The 16,901-nt window shown below is 67.1% G+C and carries 11 protein-coding genes and 3 pseudogenes; 12 read left to right on the top strand and 2 right to left on the bottom strand.

What is annotated here, in order from left to right; translation table 11 throughout:
• Positions 1 to 183 precede the first annotated feature (183 nt).
• Positions 184 to 1,313, bottom strand: a pseudogene (locus HGG74_RS08120) (IS630 family transposase).
• A gap of 116 nt (positions 1,314 to 1,429) precedes the next feature.
• Here HGG74_RS08120 and HGG74_RS08115 point away from each other — a divergent pair.
• The 12 genes and pseudogenes from HGG74_RS08115 (at position 1,430) to HGG74_RS08070 (ending at position 15,508) form a co-directional block, all read left to right on the top strand.
• The gene (locus HGG74_RS08115) at positions 1,430 to 2,329 is read left to right on the top strand and encodes an IS982 family transposase (RefSeq protein WP_168485857.1); all 900 of its coding nucleotides are present in this window, start codon (positions 1,430 to 1,432) and stop codon (positions 2,327 to 2,329) included.
• A 112-nt stretch (positions 2,330 to 2,441) separates the two neighbouring features.
• Positions 2,442 to 2,630: pseudogene (locus HGG74_RS08110) on the top strand (IS982 family transposase); the annotation flags it as partial.
• Positions 2,631 to 2,905: 275 nt separating this feature from the next.
• Positions 2,906 to 3,328, top strand: a complete 423-nt coding sequence (locus HGG74_RS21515) for an IS110 family transposase (RefSeq protein WP_246262760.1) — start codon at positions 2,906 to 2,908, stop codon at positions 3,326 to 3,328.
• A gap of 87 nt (positions 3,329 to 3,415) precedes the next feature.
• Positions 3,416 to 3,541, top strand: coding sequence for a hypothetical protein (locus HGG74_RS21920; protein ID WP_281356101.1), 126 nt, complete (start codon positions 3,416 to 3,418; stop codon positions 3,539 to 3,541).
• A gap of 52 nt (positions 3,542 to 3,593) precedes the next feature.
• On the top strand, positions 3,594 to 4,121 hold the full coding sequence (locus HGG74_RS21510) for a transposase (protein WP_246262759.1): 528 nt from the start codon (positions 3,594 to 3,596) through the stop codon (positions 4,119 to 4,121).
• 267 nt (positions 4,122 to 4,388) lie between these two features.
• On the top strand, positions 4,389 to 5,492 hold the full coding sequence (gene sbnA / locus HGG74_RS08100; protein WP_168485856.1) for a 2,3-diaminopropionate biosynthesis protein SbnA: 1,104 nt from the start codon (positions 4,389 to 4,391) through the stop codon (positions 5,490 to 5,492).
• Positions 5,493 to 5,494: 2 nt separating this feature from the next.
• A complete protein-coding gene (locus tag HGG74_RS08095) occupies positions 5,495 to 8,386 on the top strand; it encodes a Pls/PosA family non-ribosomal peptide synthetase (protein ID WP_205761621.1) in 2,892 nt (963 codons plus the stop codon).
• A gap of 221 nt (positions 8,387 to 8,607) precedes the next feature.
• The gene (locus HGG74_RS08090; RefSeq protein ID WP_246262758.1) at positions 8,608 to 10,998 is read left to right on the top strand and encodes a non-ribosomal peptide synthetase; all 2,391 of its coding nucleotides are present in this window, start codon (positions 8,608 to 8,610) and stop codon (positions 10,996 to 10,998) included.
• Positions 10,998 to 12,005, top strand: coding sequence for a TauD/TfdA family dioxygenase (locus tag HGG74_RS08085; protein ID WP_168485853.1), 1,008 nt, complete (start codon positions 10,998 to 11,000; stop codon positions 12,003 to 12,005). Before HGG74_RS08090 ends, HGG74_RS08085 begins: the two co-directional genes overlap by 1 nt.
• A complete protein-coding gene (gene sbnB / locus HGG74_RS08080; RefSeq protein WP_168485852.1) occupies positions 12,002 to 13,069 on the top strand; it encodes a 2,3-diaminopropionate biosynthesis protein SbnB in 1,068 nt (355 codons plus the stop codon). The genes HGG74_RS08085 and sbnB overlap by 4 nt, the downstream gene beginning before the upstream one ends.
• Positions 13,070 to 13,121: 52 nt before the next feature.
• Positions 13,122 to 14,264, top strand: a complete 1,143-nt coding sequence (locus tag HGG74_RS08075) for a LuxE/PaaK family acyltransferase (RefSeq protein WP_168485851.1) — start codon at positions 13,122 to 13,124, stop codon at positions 14,262 to 14,264.
• Positions 14,265 to 14,401: 137 nt separating this feature from the next.
• Positions 14,402 to 15,508: pseudogene (locus HGG74_RS08070) on the top strand (transposase).
• Positions 15,509 to 15,717: 209 nt separating this feature from the next.
• On the opposite strand, the gene HGG74_RS08065 reads toward HGG74_RS08070, so the two are convergent.
• Positions 15,718 to 16,629, bottom strand: coding sequence for a M20/M25/M40 family metallo-hydrolase (locus HGG74_RS08065; RefSeq protein WP_312856787.1), 912 nt, complete (start codon positions 16,627 to 16,629; stop codon positions 15,718 to 15,720).
• Between the last annotated feature and the right edge of the window lie 272 nt (positions 16,630 to 16,901).

Raw genomic sequence — 16,901 nt, 5'->3', positions numbered from 1 at the left:
CCCGGTGGAGTCATATCGGCAAGTTAATAATCGACAGTTCCTAACTGCACGGCCTTGCAACTGGTCCGCGTTCTCGGCAGGGAAACAATGAAGGGCCCGCTACGCGGTCCCCGACGCCCGGCTACTAGACGGCCTCAACGGACCATAGTGGGACGGCGTCGGCAGGTGGCCACAGGCACATTTTCAGCCCGGAACGGGCGTCCCGCAACGGGACACACTGGCTACTAGTGCTGCGCCTGAAATCCGGTTCAGAAGTCGTCCGAGGGATTCGAGGATCTGTTCGGCGGTTTTGGTCCAAGTGAAGGGTGTGGGGTGCTCGTTCCAGTTCGTGACCCAGGCACGGATGTCGGCCTCGAGGGCCTGGACGGAGCGGTGGTCGCTGCGGCGGAGCAGGTCCTCGGTGACGAAGCTGAAGAACCGCCCGGCCCGGTTGATCCAGGAGGAGTACGTCGGGGTGAAATGCATGTGGAAGCGCGGATGTTTCTCCAGCCAGGACCGCACGGCCGGGGTCTTGTGCGTCTGGTAGTTGTCGCAGATCAGGTGGATCTCCAGGCCTTCGGGGACCTGGGCCTCGATCCTGGCCAGGAACTTTTTAAACTCCACCGTACGGTGTTTGCGGTGCAGGCTGGAGATCACGGACCCATCGGCGGTGTTCAGTGCGGCAAACAGGGTCGTGGTGCCGTGCCGGACGGAACCGTGCGTGCGCTTCTCGGGCATGCCGGGCATCAAAGGGAAGGCCGGCTGGGACCGGGCCAGCGCCTGGACCTGGGACTTCTCATCCACACACAGCACCACCGCCGATTCCGGCGGGTTCAGTCAGGGCCCGACCACGTCGCAGGCCTTGTCCACAAACTGCGGATCGGTGGAGAGCTTGAACCCGTCGGCGCGGTGCGGCTTGAGTTCGAACGCCTTCCAGATCCGGCCGATCGTGGACTTCGACAACCCGGTCCGCTCGGCCATCTTCGCCCGCGACCAGTACGTCGCGTTTTCCGGGACCGATTCCAGCGTCGCGACCACCACGTCCTCGACCTGCTCGGCCGTGACCGTGGCCGGCCGGCCCGGCCGCGGCTCATCCACCAACCCGTCCAGACGCCGCTCCAGGAAGCGGCGCCGCCACTTCGCTACGGTATGCGGCTCCACCCCGCACCGGGATGCGGCCTCCAGATTCGTCAGCCCCCGGCACTGGCCAGCACGATCTTCGACCGCACGGCCAGCGCCTGGGAGGACTTCGCCCGCCGCGCCCACCGCGTCAGCGTCATCCGCTCCCCATCCGACAGTTCCAACGGGGCCTTCGGCCTCCCGACAGTCGCCATGCCCCATTTAACAATTAGGAACCGGATTTCAGGCGCAGGCCACTAGATGAATGAGTCCTATTAGGCGGGTGGCAGGGGCCCTGCCGGACGCAGGCGGAGGGTGCTAAGCCCGAGGTGTGAGCAACGAACTGAACACCCTCCTGGTTTCACTCTACGTCCATCTCGATGACCGGGTCTTCCCTGCCCTGGGCTGGTCGCGGGACCATGTCCCGGGCCGGAAGCCGGTCCTGTCCGATGTGGAGCTGCTCTGCCTGCTGGCCGCCCAGCACCTGCTGGGCATCGCCTCGGAGCGGCGCTGGATCCGCTACGCCCGCACCCACCTCAAGGAGATGTTCCCGGCGCTGCCGGGCCAGTCCGGGTACGGCAAGCGGGTCCGCGCCTGCGGCGGGCTGCTTTCGGCCGTGATCACCGAACTGGCCCGGGATACCGAATCCTGGCACGGGATTATCCGGCTGATCGACTCGACCCCGGTGCCCTGCGCGGCCTCGCGGCAGACCGTGGAGCGCTCGGCCCTGGCCGGGCACGCCGGCTACGGGTACTGCCGCTCCCACCACCGCTGGTTCTGGGGCTTCCGGCTCTACCTGTTCTGCACCCCCGAGGGCATGCCGGCCATCCGGGGCCTGGCCCGCCCCGGCATCGGCGAACGCGAGGTGTTCCAGGCGTTGCTGGGCCGCGACCGGCACCTGATCCGCGCCGGGCAGGTCATCGTCGGCGACAAGGGCTTCGCCGGCCGGGAGTTCGAGGCCTTCATCGCCGGGCTCGGCGCCGTGCTGCTGCGCCCGGACCGCCGGGACGAGCCCGCCCGCTTCGGCAGCCTCGGGAAAATCCGCCAGTGGATCGAGTCCGTCTTCGACACGCTCAAGGGCCAGCTCACCCTCGAACAGCACGGCGGGCGCACCCTGGCCGGGGTCTGCTCCCGCATCGCGGCCCGGCTGCTGGCCCTGGCCGCCGGAATCTGGCACAACTGGCACACCGGGGCAGCCAATAAACGGTCCCTGACCGCCTACGACCACTGAACCCAAACGGACTCAATCATCTAGCTGCCAACGTGTCCCCCAAGCGGGTCGAATGCGGTCTCCCCAGGCCCCTGCCCTCCGGCGGGCTAAAGACTTGCCTCAACACCGGCCGCGGCAGTGGATCGAGTCCATCTTTGACACCCTCAAGGGCCAGCTCACCCTCGAAGGCCACGGCGGCACAAGCCCTGCAGGCCTCTACGCCCAGGTCGCGGCCCGGCTGTTCTCCCTGGCCGCCGCCATCTGGCACAACCGGCAGACCGCAGCCCCCTGCAAACGCTCACTGACCGCCTACGACCACTGAGCAGCTATTCGGACTCACTCATCTAGCCAACATGTCCTTGTCGGACGCCCATTCCGGGTTGAAAATGTGCCTGTGGCCGCCTGCCGACGCCGTCCCACTATGGTCCGTTGAGGCCGTCATCTAGCCGGGCGTGGGGATCACCCTGCGGGCCCTTCACTGTTGCAGCACCCGGTGCCGAGCACGCCGATTAGATTCTGTTGTCCCGCTGATCCCTACGGGTGGTCACGCCGAAATCAACGGCATGGAAACAGTATGGATAGGAGCTGAGGAAGGCCATGCTGGCCGAATCCCTCGATGAGGAACAGATCATTGCCAAGGTCGCCGCCATCGACATCGGCAAGGCCGAACTGGTGTGCTGCGTCCGGCTGCCCGCGGAGAGCGGGCGCAGGAAACGCCTGCAGGAGGTCTCCACGCATTCGACCATGACCGGCTCGCTCGCGGAACTGGCCAACCACTTGGTGGACCTGGGCATCGAGCGGGTGGTGATGGAGGCGACCAGCGACTACTGGAAGCCGGTGTTCTACCTGCTCGAGGCGCACGGGCTGGACCCGTGGCTGGTCAACGCCCGGGACGTGAGGCACCTGCCCGGCCGGCCCAAGACCGACGTGCTGGACGCGGTCCGGCTATGTTTGCCGGGTACCGGATGCTGCGGCCCAGCTTCGTGCCCCCGGCCGAGACCCGCCGGCTGCGGGATTTGACCCGCTACCGGCCTGGTCGCCGAACGCACCGCGGAGAAGAACCAGATTGAAAAGCTCCCCGGGGACGCCTGCATCAAGCTCTCCGTGGTGACCTCGGACATCTTCGGGGTCTCCGGCCGGCAGATGATGGCCGCACTGATCACCGGGGAGAAGAACCCGAAGGTGCTCGCGCAGCTGGCCAGGTCCCGCATGCGCAAAGATCGGCGAACTTGACGAGGCCTTCACCGGGCACTTTGCCGGCCACCACGTCTTCCTGCTGGGGCGCATGCTGGCCCGGATCGACGGTCTCGATGCCGACCTCGCCGCGGTGGATGAGCAGATCGGCGAACAGCTGGCCCCTTTCGCGGCAGCGGCGGCGCGCCTGGATGAGATCCCGGGCATCGGCCCGATCGCCGCCGCGGCCATCCTCGTCGAGGTGGGCACGGACATGTCCCGCTTCCCGACGGCGGGGCACCTGTGTTCCTGGGCGAAGTTTTCCCCGGGGATCAAGTCCTCCGCCGGGAAGACGAAGGGCAGCGGCTCCACCGGCCACGGCAACCGCTACCTGGCCCGCGTCCTCGGCGAACGCTGCCGGCGGCTTGCCTGGCGGCGGAGCAAGCTGCGCGCCGTCGTCGCCATGGGACGCTCCATCCTGGTTATCGTCTGGCAGCTGCTGGCCGACCCCGGCGCCGCCTTCCGTGATCTCGGCCCCGACCACTTCAGCCGCCGCGCAGATCCCGAGGCGGCCAAACGCGCCCACGTCCGCCAACTCGAAGCCCTCGACTACACCGTCACCCTCACCCCGGCCGCATAACCACACCCCGCCGCCCCAACCGGCACGACTATCACCTGCCGGCAGCACGCCCCTGCCCCCAGCCGGGGCAGGTCACCTCATTTTCGGATTAGCGTGCCAATAACGGCGCAATAACAGCGCAATAACGGGGGCGGGGGTCCACTGGAAAGGCATAGCAATCACTTGCAGCTTGATGGGGTTCTTGGGGAGAAAAGCGATGCTTGCTGATCCGATCCGCCATTCCCTGGCGACCCTGACCAAGCTCATGTCAGGGGAACGAGGGAGAACATGCCGATTATTAGGGATCCGCACCTGTTCAACGAGCAGAGCCTGTTCGTCGACCTGGAAGGTGTGCTGGGCTGCCGCCTCTACCTGAAGATCGAGGGGTTCAACTTCGCCGGCTCGATCAAGCTCAAGCCCGCGCGGGAGATGGTCGAGCGCGCCGAGCGGGAGGGGCTGATCGGCCCTGGTTCCACCCTCGTGGAGTCCTCTTCGGGGAACCTCGGCGTCGCGCTCAGCATTATCGCAGCCAGCAAGGGATACCGCTTCGTCTGCGTGATCGATCCGCGCTGCAACGACGCGACCCGGCAACTCATGGAGTCGCTCGGGGCACGGGTGGACCTGGTCACCGAACCGGATCCCGTCGACGGCTTCCTCGGGGCCCGGCTCAACCACGTCCGGGACCTGTGCGCGTCCGACAAGCGGTACATCTGGCTCAACCAGTATTCCAATCCCGGCAACTGGGGAGCGCACTACCGCTGGACTGCCCCAGAGATCTCCAATCAGTTCCCCGAACTGGATGTGCTGTTCGTGGGAGCCGGAACAACGGGAACCCTGATGGGTTGCGCGCGGTACTTCCGCGAGCACCGGCCCGATGTCCGGATTGTCGCGGTCGACGCCGCAGGATCGGTCTCGTTCGGCGGCCAGCCGGCCACCCGCCTGATTCCGGGGCTCGGCATGAGCGTGCGGCCGCCACAGCTAGACGAGTCCTTTATTGATGACGTGGTGATGGTCGAGGAGCTGGACACGGTGCGCGCCTGCCACCGCCTCGCGGCGGGCGGATTCATGCTCGGTGGTTCCACCGGGACCGTGGTCCACGGCGCCATGTCCTGGCTCGCCGGCCACAACGCATGGGATGCCACGGCGGTGGCCATCTCGCCGGACATGGGCCGCCCCTACCTGGACACCGTCTACAACCCCGGCTGGGTGCACGACCACTTCGGGGCCGAAGCGCCCGCCACCGCCGACTTGACGATGGCTCCGGACCGACGGTCCGACCCGGTGTCGGACGACCCGATGCCGGCCAACCCGGTGCCGGGGCCACGGCACCCGGCACCCGCACCCGTGGCCGCTTCCTTCGCCACCGCTTCACTAAGGAGTTTCCTGCAGTGAACATGCCTGTCAACGACCTGCAGGGGACTTTGCGTTCCACAACTGCGACGAATCCCCCGGCTCCTGCGGCACCCGCGGCTCCGGCCGGGAACGGCTCTCCAGCCACGCCGGCCACGGGTGCCGACGGTGTCCTGGAGCGCCGGCTGGCCGATCTTCTCGCATCGGTGATGAAGAAGGACGATGTCCCCGTGGACGGGAACTTCTTCTACGAATTGGGCGCGGACTCGCTGGTCATGGCGCAGTTCTGCGCCCGCGTGCGCAAGCAGCCGGACCTGCCTGCCATATCAATCAAGGACATCTACCAAAACCCGACGATCTCGGCGCTGGCCGCGGCCCTGGCACCGGCGGAAGAGGCGTCGGCGACGTTGCAGGTGCAGGAGCGGTTGGCAGAGGTGCTGTCCGGTGTGCTGGGCGTCGAACACGTGCCGGCAGACGCCGATTTCTTCCACGACCTGGGCGCGGACTCGCTGGTGATGGCGAAGTTCTGCGCCCGCGTGCGCAAGCAGCCGGACCTGCCCCAGGTGTCCATGAAGGAGATCTACAGCAACCCGAATATCTCCGCGCTGGCAGCGGCCCTGCAGGTTCCCCTGCAGCAGGACCGGTTGCCGGACCAGCTGCAGGAGCCCTCGCCGATCGCGGCTTCAGTGCCGGAGGCTCCGGCGCCCATGGACGCGCGGACGTGGGAATACGTCACCTGCGGCGCCCTGCAGGTGCTCGTCTACCTCGGCTACTGCCTTCTCGCCGGCTGGCTCGCGGTCGTGTACTACCTGTGGATATTCCCGGAAGCGGGGCCGGGCAACCACCATTGGTTGGGCCACGGGATGGGCCTGTTGGATATCTACCTGCGGTCGATCGTCTACGGCGTGGCGGCGTTCGTGCTGCTGAGCATCCTGCCGGTGGCCGCGAAGTGGATTATTATCGGACGCTTCCGGCCGCAGGAGATCCGTATCTGGAGCCTGTCCTACTTCCGGTTCTGGCTGGTCAAGACCCTGATGCGAACGTCGCCCCTCTCGCTGATGACCGGTTCCCCGCTGACAACCTTCTACCTGCGGGCCATGGGTGCCAAAGTGGGCCGCAACGTGACGATCCTGACCAATCACCTGCCGGTCTGCACCGACCTGCTCACGATCGGGGAGGGGACGGTGATCCGCAAGGACGCGATCGTGAACGGCTACCGTGCCCACGGCGGCGTCATCCAGCTCGGTGCGGTGACGCTGGGCCGGGACGTGCTCGTCGGCGAGGGCAGCATCCTGGACATCAACACGACGATGGGAGACGGCTCGCAGTTGGGCCACCGGTCCACTTTGTACGCCGGCCAGGCTGTGCCCGGGGACGAGCGCTGGCATGGTTCGCCGGGCAGGCGCACGGATACGGATTTCCGCACGGTCGATCCTACTCCGTACCGGCCATGGCGCCGGGGATGGTTCGCCGTGTCCCAGCTCCTGAGCGCGGTGGGGATAGGCCGCACCATGCTGGGAACGGCGATCATGCTGGGCATCCTGGCGGTTCCGAGCGTGGCGGCGCTGCTGGAGGCCCAGCCGTACGCCTTCGACAAGTGGACCTTTTACGCCGATGCCATCGTCCTCGCCGGCCTGAGCGTCATCGGGGGAACGGTCCTCGCGTTGGTGGTCGTCACGACCGTGCCGCGCATCCTCCAACTCGCTCTGAAGCCCGACACGGTGTATCCGATGTTCGGACTGCGTGACGCGGCGGCGCGGGCGGTGGCGAGGTTGACCAACAATTCCATGCTTGGAGGGTTGTTCGGCGACAGCTCGTATGTCGTGAATTACGTGCGGGCCATCGGGTACGACCTGGGGCAGGTCCAGCAGACCGGCTCGAACATGGGCACGGTGTTCAAGCACGACAACCCTTTCCTTTCGGCGATCGGCACCGGCACGATGATCGCCGACGGGGTGTCTTTCATGAACACCGACTACTCGGCGACGTCGTTCAAGGTCAGTCGGGCAGCTATCGGGGCGAACAACTTCCTTGGCAACGGCGTTCTCTACCCGGCCGGGGCCAGGACCGGGGATAACTGCCTGCTCGCGACCATGGTGGCGGTCCCCATCGACGGACCGGTGCGCCATGACGTGGGCCTGCTCGGGTCGCCGGCGTTCGAGATCCCCCGCTCGGTCCTGCGGGACTCCCTTCCGCAGGAGCATGCCAGCCCCGCCCAGTTCCACCGGGACCTCTCGGCCAAGAACAGGCACAACCTGTGCACGATGGGCATGTTGATGCTTGTGCGATGGCTCAACGCGTCGCTGGCCATGGTGGCCCTGTTGGTCGCCCTCGAGCTGTCCGACCAGTTCGGTTTCCTTGCCTTGAGCGCGTCGTTTGTCGTGATGCTCCTGATTGGTTTGTTGGTCCCCATCGGGATCGAGCGCATCGTAACGGGGTCCCGGGGGCTTCATCCCCAGCTGTGCTCCATCTACAACCCATACTTCTGGTGGCACGAGCGGTACTGGAAGCTGCAGATCCAGAGCCGGCGCCTGACCATCCTCGACGGGACGCCGTTTAAGCCGCTGGTCTGGCGTCTGTTGGGCGTGCGGATCGGGTCCCGGGTCTTCGACGACGGCTGCTCGTTCCCTGAGCGGAGTCTGGTAACGATCGGCTCCCGCTGCACACTGAACGCCGGCTCCGCAATCCAGTGCCATTCCCAGGAGGACGGAATGTTCAAGTCCGACCACAGCGCCCTTGGGGACAACGTTACGCTCGGCGTCGGCTGCCTTGTCCACTATGGCGTGACTGTAGAAGACGGTGCCGTTGTCACCGCCGACTCCTTCGTGATGAAGGGGACGACCCTCCCCCGGGGATCCGTGTGGGGTGGCAACCCGGCCGACGAGGTCCGCGCCGCCACCACGTCCCCCTTCGCCCAGGAAAGGCCGGTATCATGACCACCACCTCTGCGCTGACCTGCCGCACCGCCGCCGACCGCTCGTCAGGCCCGGGCAAAGACCGGAGCGCTCCCGCGGGTACCGCACCGACGGCGATTCCCAGGTGGACGCAGGAGCGCCAGCCGGGTCAGGGGCGGATCGAAGTGGCTGTGCCCGAGGACCTGCGCCAGGCCGTGCGGACACTGTCCCGCATGTTGGAAGCGACCCCTGCATCGATCTGGATGGCAGCTCATGCAAGGGTGCTCCAGGCGCTGTCCGGCGAATCAGAGGTCACGACCGGCTGCAAGGACGCGTCGGGGACCTGGCCCTGCGAACTCGATCTGGGACTAGGCTCATGGCATGCGCTGGTCTCCTCGGCGCGCACCCGGCAGGTCCAGGCCCACGCCGAGCGGGCAGGGGGGCCGCAGTCGGGGCGGCCGCCGGCTTCCGGGACGTACGAGGTGCTACTCAGCACCGACCATGACGAGGATTGCGAGCTTGCGGAAGGCCTCGTACTGGAAGTGTCCCTCCGCGGTGCCGCAGGTGGCGAAGCGTTGAGCCTGCGCTACCGCCGCGACGTCCTCGACGAGGACGCAGCCCTCCGGATCGCCGGCTATCACCTGAGCGCAGTCCGCCATCTGGTCGCCGACCCCGAGTCTGACCCCCACGACGTCGATCTCGTCGGTCCCGAGGAGCGGCGCCTGCAACTGGAACAGCTGGCCGGACCCGAGCGGCCCCGGCCCCAGCGGCGCTTCCACGAGCTGTTCGAGGAGCGCGTCCGGCAGCATCCCGAGCGGATCGCGGCGGTCCAGGACGCGCGGGAGTGGACGTACGCGGAGCTGAACGCCCGCGCGAACCGGGTCGCCCGCGCCCTGCTCGCGCGAGGTCTGCGGGCGGAGGACATCGTGGCGGTCGTCGCCGAACGGGACCTGGAGTGGATGGCCGCCGTCATCGGCATCTTCAAGGCCGGAGGCGCGTACCTGCCGCTCGAACCGCACTTCCCGGCCGACCGAATTGCCAGAACGTTGACCCGTGCCGGGGCCCGGGTGGTGCTGAGCGAAGGCGGCAGCACCACCACCCTTGACGAGGCACTCGACGGGATGCCTGCAGTGACGAGGCTTCTGTTCGAAGACGTCGAGGCCGAGGGGCACGCCGCGGACGATCTCGGCATGGACGTGCAGCCGGACCAACTCGCCTATGTCTACTTCACCTCGGGCTCCACCGGCGAACCAAAAGGTGCGATGTGCGAGCACGACGGAATGCTGAACCACCTGTACGCCAAGATCGAGGACCTGGGGATCGGCCCCGGCGACGTCGTCGCCCAGAGTGCCCCCCAATGCTTCGACATCTCGCTGTGGCAACTGGTCTCGGCCCTGCTCGTCGGCGGCCGCACACTCATCGTGGAGCAGGACAGCATCCTCGACGTCGAGAGGTTCGTCGACACAGTGGAACGGGGCGAAGTGGCGGTCTTCCAGGTCGTCCCGTCGTACCTGGATGCAGTGGTGGCGTATCTGGGCAGCAAACCCCGGGCCCTGCCGCACCTCCGCTGTGTCTCGGCGACCGGGGAAGCCCTGAAACGTGAACTCGTCCGCCGCTGGTTCGACGTGATGCCAAACGTCAAGCTGGTCAACGCCTACGGACTGACGGAGACCTCGGACGACACGAACCACGAGGTGATGAGCGCCGCGCCCGCGGGCGGCTCAGTGCCACTGGGCCCGCCGATCCCGAACGTCCGGATCTACATCGTCGACGAGCGGCAGCGGCTCGTGCCGCTCGGAGCGCCGGGCGAGATCGCCTTCTCCGGGGTGTGCGTGGGCCGCGGCTACATCAACGACCCGGAGCGCACGGCACAGTCCTACTTCAGCGACCCCTACGTGGACGGCTCGCGGCTCTACCGGGCCGGCGACTACGGCCGCTGGTCCCCGGACGGCAAGCTGGAGTACCTGGGCCGGCGGGACAACCAGGTCAAGATCTCGGGGTTCCGCATCGAGATCGGCGACATCGAGAACGCGCTGCTGCGGGTTCCCGGCGTCCGCGACGGCGCCGTCGTCGTCGGCGAGGGTGCCGGGCAGTCCAAGTTCCTGGTCGCCTTCTACTCCGGTAACCGGCCGCTCGAGGTCGATGAAATCCGCAGCGGGATGGCTGCACGGGTACCGGGCTACATGGTTCCGTCGGCGTACAGGTGGCAGGAGAGCCTGCCCCTGACCGGCAACGGGAAGATCGACCGGAAAGCCTTGACCCGCATGGCGCGCGAGGTCGTTCCCGAAGCAGGCGCCGCCACGGAAGCCCTTTCAGCCACTGAGCAGCGGCTCGCCGAGGCATGGGCAACGGTGCTCGGCCTGCCAGCGGGCCGGATCGGCAGTCTGGACTCGTTCTTTGCACTCGGCGGGACCTCGCTGTCCGCAGTGAAGCTCGCCGTCCTGCTCAAGCGCGCGGTGTCGATCAAGGAGATTATGCAGACGCCCGTCCTGGCGGACATGGCGACCCTGCTTGAGGCCTCGTCCCTGACGGGCGCTGCCGTTCCGTCCGCCCCCCGCACGGCGGGAGCCGCGGCGGAGCCCGACTTCATGGCCCCGGGTGGGAGGACCGGTGGCCACTCCCACCCGCTACCCATGAAACGAAAGGACCTCTGATGTCGACTCCTTCACCCAGGATCCAGTTCGAAGTGGAACGCCAAGGCGGCCGGGCACCGCTGCTCACCGTCGAGAACTGCCACGACCCCGTGCGGTGGGCCGAAGAGAACCGTGAGGCGCTGCGTGTGGCGGTGGATGAGCACGGCGCCGTCCTGGTCCGCGGCCTGGGCCTCCGTGATCCAGCCGAAGTGGCTGATACCTTCCAGCGGCTGGTTCCAGGCGGGCTCATGCCGGACCGGGAGGCTTTCGCCGCCAGGCAGCCCTACTTGGACGGCGTGTACTCATCCCTGACATGGCCCGCGAACCAGCCCATGTGCATGCACCACGAACTCAGCTACGCGCTCGAGTTCCCCGGCCTGATGCTCTTCGCCTGCCTCCAGGCACCCAGCGTCGGCGGGGTAACCGGTTTGGCGGACGCCCGCGCCGTGCTCGATGCCATACCGCCGGACATCGTCCGTCGGTTCGAACGCGATGGGTGGCTGCTCGCCCGCAGCTACAACGAGGACATCGGTGCCTCCTATCAGGAGGCGTTCGGGGTCTCCGACCGCGCGGACGTCGAGAGCTACTGCCGGACGCACCAGATCGAGTTCGAGTGGCAGCCCGACGGGGAGCTGCGCACCCGGCAACGGCGTCCTGCCGTGGTTCGGCACCCGGCAACCGGCCAACGCTGTTGGTTCAACCAGGTTGCGTTCCTGAGCGAATGGACCATCGCTCCCGAGGTGCGGGAGTACCTGGTGGACGTCTACGGTCCCGATGGGCTGCCCTTCAACACCCGCTTCGGCAACGGCGAGCCGATCGGCGAGGACATCGTCGCCCTCCTGAACGAGGTCTACGAGGCCCACACCCTCCGCACCCCCTGGGAGACGGGGGACCTCATGCTGGTCGATAACGTCAGCATGGCCCACAGCCGCGAGGCGTACGAGGGACCTCGGGAGATCCTCGTCGGCATGGCCGAGCCGCGCAACGTATTCGATCTCGCTAACCACACCCAGGACGGTGCACGATGACAGAGTTTGCCACTTCCCCAGCCGCAGCGGCCGTAGAGCCGAAGACGGTTCCGCCCTTCGCGGTCATTACAGGGGCCCAGGTGCAGCAGGTGCTCCAGGGCCGGGAGAAGCAGGTCGTCGAGCTGGTCGAGCAGACCTACCGGGTGCATGCGGCCGGAGACTCGGTGAACCCGCCGTCCTATTTCCTGCGCTTTCCGGACCGGCCCACCTCGCGCATCATCGCCCTGCCGGCCTCGATCGGCGGACAGGTGGAGGTTGACGGCATTAAGTGGGTCTCCAGCTTCCCGGACAACGTGTCGTCGGGGATTCCGCGCGCCTCAGCGGTGTTGATCCTCAACGACCGGGCGACGGGCTACCCCTTCGCGTGCATGGAGAGCTCCATTATCAGCGCCTCCAGGACGGCTGCATCGGCCGCCGCGGCGGCCGACTGGCTCAGCCGGGATCGCGAGCGTCCAAGAAGGATCGGGTTCTTCGGCGTTGGCCTCATTGCCCGCTACATCCACACCTTCCTGAAGGCGACCGACTGGTCCTTCGACGAGATCGGGGTGTTCGACCTCTCGGGTGAGAGTGCGGAGGGTTTCAAGGGCTATCTCGAGCGCAGCGGCACCGGAGCCCGGGTGACCGTGCACGACGGCCCCGAGCAGCTGATCAGAAACAGCGACCTCGTCGTGTTCGCCACGGTGGCGGCCCAGCCGCACGTGCACGATACGACGTGGTTCGCGCACAACCCGCTGGTGCTGCACGTGTCCCTGCGAGACCTGGCCCCTGAGATCCTGCTGGCCTCGACCAACATCCTCGACGACGTCGACCACTGCTTGAAGGCCGGGACGTCGGCCCACCTCGTGGAGCAGATGGTCGGCAACAGGGACTTCGTGGACGGCACCTTGGCCGACGTCATGGAAGGCAAGGTCTCACCGGCGGACGACCGCCCCATCGTGTTCTCGCCGTTCGGCCTGGGCGTGCTCGACCTGGCAGTGGGCAAGTACGTCTACGACGAACTCGCCAGCAGCGACCAGCTCCGGATCGTCGAGGACTTCTTTTCCGAGTTGCGCCGGTACGGCTAACCCTGCGGCGCCAACCGCATTCATCGATTCGCACCCATTGAGGAGTGACACAATGCTCTCGTTGCAGCAGATGCTGGGGAATGTGTCCAAGGCCTACGTCCAGTCGCCTGATGACTGGGCACAGTCAGTCACCGACGTCCTGCGGGACGCCGCGATCTACCACCAGGCCGGAAACGGCTTCTACCGCGCCCAATGTGAGGCGTTGGGCGTCGATCCCGCCGCGATCAACGACGTCAACGACCTGCAAGACCTGCCACTGTTGCCGGTCGGCCTGTTCAAGCGTCCCGACGCCCGGGTGCTGCTCACCTGCTCCCTGTCCGACGTCGAGACCGAAACCCGCTCCAGCGGAACCCGCGGTGTCCCGTCCGTCGCCTGCCGCAACAGCGAGACATTGACCCGGGCGCTGGTTGGCCTGATCGGGACCTACCGGGAGTTCTTCAGCCTGTCCGGGGGCGCGGGACTTTTCCTGAACCCATCGGACCCCGAAGCCTCGGAGATGGGACTGCTCAAGGACTTGAACATCCTGAACAGCGTCTTCGACCACCACGCATATCTTGTTGCCGACCAGTCGTTCGACGCCAGGGAGGCCCTGGAGCACCTGCGCCGGTGGAAGGGCCATATGACCCGCCACATCGTCGCTCCGCCGTTCCTCATCGGCCGGCTCCTCCGGTTCCTCGAGCAGGAGAAGGTCAATATGCGCCTGGACCCGTACAGCATGATCATCACTCTCGGCGGCTGGAAGCGGCACACGGCCGAGGCCATCCCTGACGAAGACTTTCGGGAGCGGTGCCACGACTTGCTCGGCGTGCGTCCGGAAAACGTGCGTGACATGTACGGGATGATCGAGTCGAACATGCTCGCTGTCGAATGCCACCTGCATCGCAAGCACGTTCCGCCGTGGTGCTACATCTCCATCCGGGACCCCGGTCAGAGCGGCAAGGAGCTCGCCCCGGGGGAGACCGGCACCATCGCCATACTGGACGCCCTCAGCACCAGCTACCCCGGTTTCATCCTCACCGACGACATGGGCGACGTCGAGACCGGCACCTGCGGGTGCGGCAGAACCGGCCAGGTCATCAACTTCCGCCGCCGGGGGCAGGGCGGCGGGCTTAGCCACTGCCCCGTCAGCATCGAGCGATACCTCGGTTCGGACACCACCGCGGACGCTGAGGCGCCGGCTCTCGTGAAGGCCTGATTTCGCGGCGCCTCAGCCTCGATCCGCCGGCCGAGTTCCGGCAAGTGCGGCGTAATTAAAGACAAAATGCCCGTCTGACCGAGGAGAATGGGACTTGCTTAGGGTTCCGTTCGACCACGATGAGAGGGCATCTCGCGGTGCAAGTTTTCCACAGACGCGCCGCCGTGTCGGTGTCCTTCGACGAGCCGAACCTCGTGTCCTCAGCAGGGCTGCTGCCGGTGATGGTCTTGGCGCGGGACGCCGGCCTGCACGAACTCGCCGACCGGCGGCTCACGGTGCCTGCCGACAAGGGCGCGAACGCCGGGCTGAAGGTTGCCTTGCTGGTGGCCGGATTGGTTGCCGGGGCGGACTCGATCGACGACATGGCCCTGCTGCGCCACGGCGGGATGAAGCGCGCTTTCAACGCCTGCTACGCGCCTTCGATGCTGGGTTCGTTCCTGCGCTCCTTCACATTCGGGAACGTGCGCCAGCTGGATGCGGCCGCCTCGGCTTCCTGGTGAATCCGGCGCCGAACGCCTGGTCGCCGACGCGTTGGCCACCCTCAACCGCGTTTACGCCGGCTCGCCGGTGCTGTGCCGTTTCGATTCGGCCTACTATGGCCACGCCGCCGGGGCCGCGGACCGTGCCGGCGGAGCCGAGGTCTCGGTGACCGTGCGCATGAACTCTGCCGTGAAACGTGCCATCGCCGCCATCGAGGACACGGTCTGGGAAACCATCGAGTACGCCGACGCGGTCTTCGACGAAGCCACCAATACCTGGATCTCGAAGGCCGAGGTCGCCGAGGTGCCCTTCACCGCGTTCTGCTAGCGGAAGAAGGCCGACCGGGTTGCCGGACGGCTCATGGTGCTCCGCATCCCGGAGCTGAATCCGAAGGCCCGCGACAGGCAGTCCACCCTGTTTGACACGCACCGGTTCCACGCGTTCTTCATCACCGTTCCCGCCGACGTCCTGGATACCGTGGCCGCGGACAAGACCCACGGCCGGCATGCCATCATCGAACAGGTCAACGCCGACCTCAAGGACAGCGCGCTGGCCCACCTGCCCTCGGGGAACTTCGCGGCGAACTCGGCCTGGCTGGCCTGCGCGGTGAGGGCTCACAACCTCACCCGGGCCGCGGGCCTGCTCGCCGCAGGGCCCATAGCTAGGGCCGCACCGCCACGATCCGGGCCAAGCTCGTCCACGTCTCCCGGATCGCCACCAGCGCCCGAAAGATCCGGCTCCACATCCCAACGGCCTGGCCCTGACAGGACGCCTGGGAACGCCTGTTCACAGCCGTGAACGCGCCGCCTCAGGCAGCATAGGAACGCCGACCACCAGCCGGAAACGGCCCGAGCAGGAACACAACATGGAACACCACCGGCAGCGAGGCCGGACACCCTCCCGCGCCCACAAACGAAACCGCCCCCGACCACGAAATCAATTGGCAGCCAGAGGCGGCTCTGTGGATCAAGGCTCAGCCAGCGCCCTCCTCCGTTGCCGCGCCCTTGGCGAGGCCGCCCTCGATGCCCCCGAGCGAGACCGTCGCGCTCATGAGCGTTTCGGTCATCTGTTCCAGCACGGCCATGTTGACATTCTTGATGGTGTCGCAGGCCAGGTGGAAGCACTCGTCGTACTGCAGCCCGGCCTGTCCGCCGAACGTGCGTGCCTCGGCCTCGCTCTTGGTCCCCGCATCGCCGGTGAACAGGCCCCCGGCCGGGATGCCGCCCTGCACGAATGCGTCGTAGTCCGAATCCCCGATGAATCCGAAGGGCAGGGCCTCGACCCCCTTGGCGCGCAGGATATCCTGGAACACCCGTTCGACGGCAGCCGACCCCTCGGGCCCGGCCTCCTCGGTGTCCGAGCCGTCACCGTCGTACACGAACACGACCGCGTTCGGCGAGCCGACCACGTCGACGTTCAGGTACGCGACGTGCGCGGCGGCCTCCGCGCGGGACAGTTCCTTGACGTAGTGTTCCGAGCCGTACAGCCCGTCCTCCTCGCCGCCCCAGAACGCGAACCGGATCCGCTCCCGCGGCACGGCGCCCTCCTCCGCGAGCCGCAGCGCGACCTCGAGCACTGCGGCGACCCCGCTGCCGTTGTCGTTGAGCCCGGGCCCGTCCTCGACCGAATCCAGGTGCGCGCCGAGCACCAGCACGCTCCCGGAGCCGCTGCCGGTGTCGGCCAGGATGTTGAACGTGTCCACAGGATTGCGCCGGCCGTAGCTGAACTCCTGCCGACGCGGCTCGTACCCCGCCGCACGCAACTGCTCCTCGACGTACGCCGCGGACGCCTCGTAGCCCCCGGTGGCAGCGGCCCGGTTCCCACCGTTCGCGTCGGCTGCCGCCTGCAGCGCCTCCAGGTGCTGCGTCAGTGAACTGTGTTTCACCGCCTTCTGCACGAGAGACGGGTCCGGCGGGGCCTCCACGGTTATAGGCGGCCGCGGTTCGCTCGAACATCCGGCAACGCCGCCGAGCAGTGCCGCGCACAGCCCAAGCGTCCATAGGCGTGTGCGGTGATGAGGACGGTTCTGGAAACACTGCGGAACGGATTCTGCATGTTGCATGTCGACTCCTCAAGTCTGCGTCCAGGACGCTGGCGGGCACATGCCATACACCGGCGGTCCGCGCGGGAAGGACTAGTTGCAAGGCCGTGCAGTTC

Source organism: Arthrobacter mobilis (genome assembly GCF_012395835.1).
Classification (GTDB): Bacteria; Actinomycetota; Actinomycetes; order Actinomycetales; family Micrococcaceae; genus Crystallibacter; species Crystallibacter mobilis.
Note: the sequence above shows the minus strand (reverse complement) of the source record. Positions and strands in the feature narration are given on the sequence as shown.

Bases quoted from the DNA above. Each gene is read 5' to 3' on its own strand.
- HGG74_RS08090 (WP_246262758.1), top strand. From the start codon at position 8,608: ATGGCAGCTCATGCAAGGGTGCTCCAGGCGCTGTCCGGCGAATCAGAG.
- sbnA (WP_168485856.1), top strand. From the start codon at position 4,389: ATGCCGATTATTAGGGATCCGCACCTGTTCAACGAGCAGAGCCTGTTC.
- HGG74_RS08095 (WP_205761621.1), top strand. From the start codon at position 5,495: ATGCCTGTCAACGACCTGCAGGGGACTTTGCGTTCCACAACTGCGACG.
- sbnB (WP_168485852.1), top strand. From the start codon at position 12,002: ATGACAGAGTTTGCCACTTCCCCAGCCGCAGCGGCCGTAGAGCCGAAG.
- HGG74_RS08085 (WP_168485853.1), top strand. From the start codon at position 10,998: ATGTCGACTCCTTCACCCAGGATCCAGTTCGAAGTGGAACGCCAAGGC.
- HGG74_RS21515 (WP_246262760.1), top strand. From the start codon at position 2,906: ATGCTGGCCGAATCCCTCGATGAGGAACAGATCATTGCCAAGGTCGCC.
- HGG74_RS21510 (WP_246262759.1), top strand. From the start codon at position 3,594: ATGCTGGCCCGGATCGACGGTCTCGATGCCGACCTCGCCGCGGTGGAT.
- HGG74_RS08075 (WP_168485851.1), top strand. From the start codon at position 13,122: ATGCTCTCGTTGCAGCAGATGCTGGGGAATGTGTCCAAGGCCTACGTC.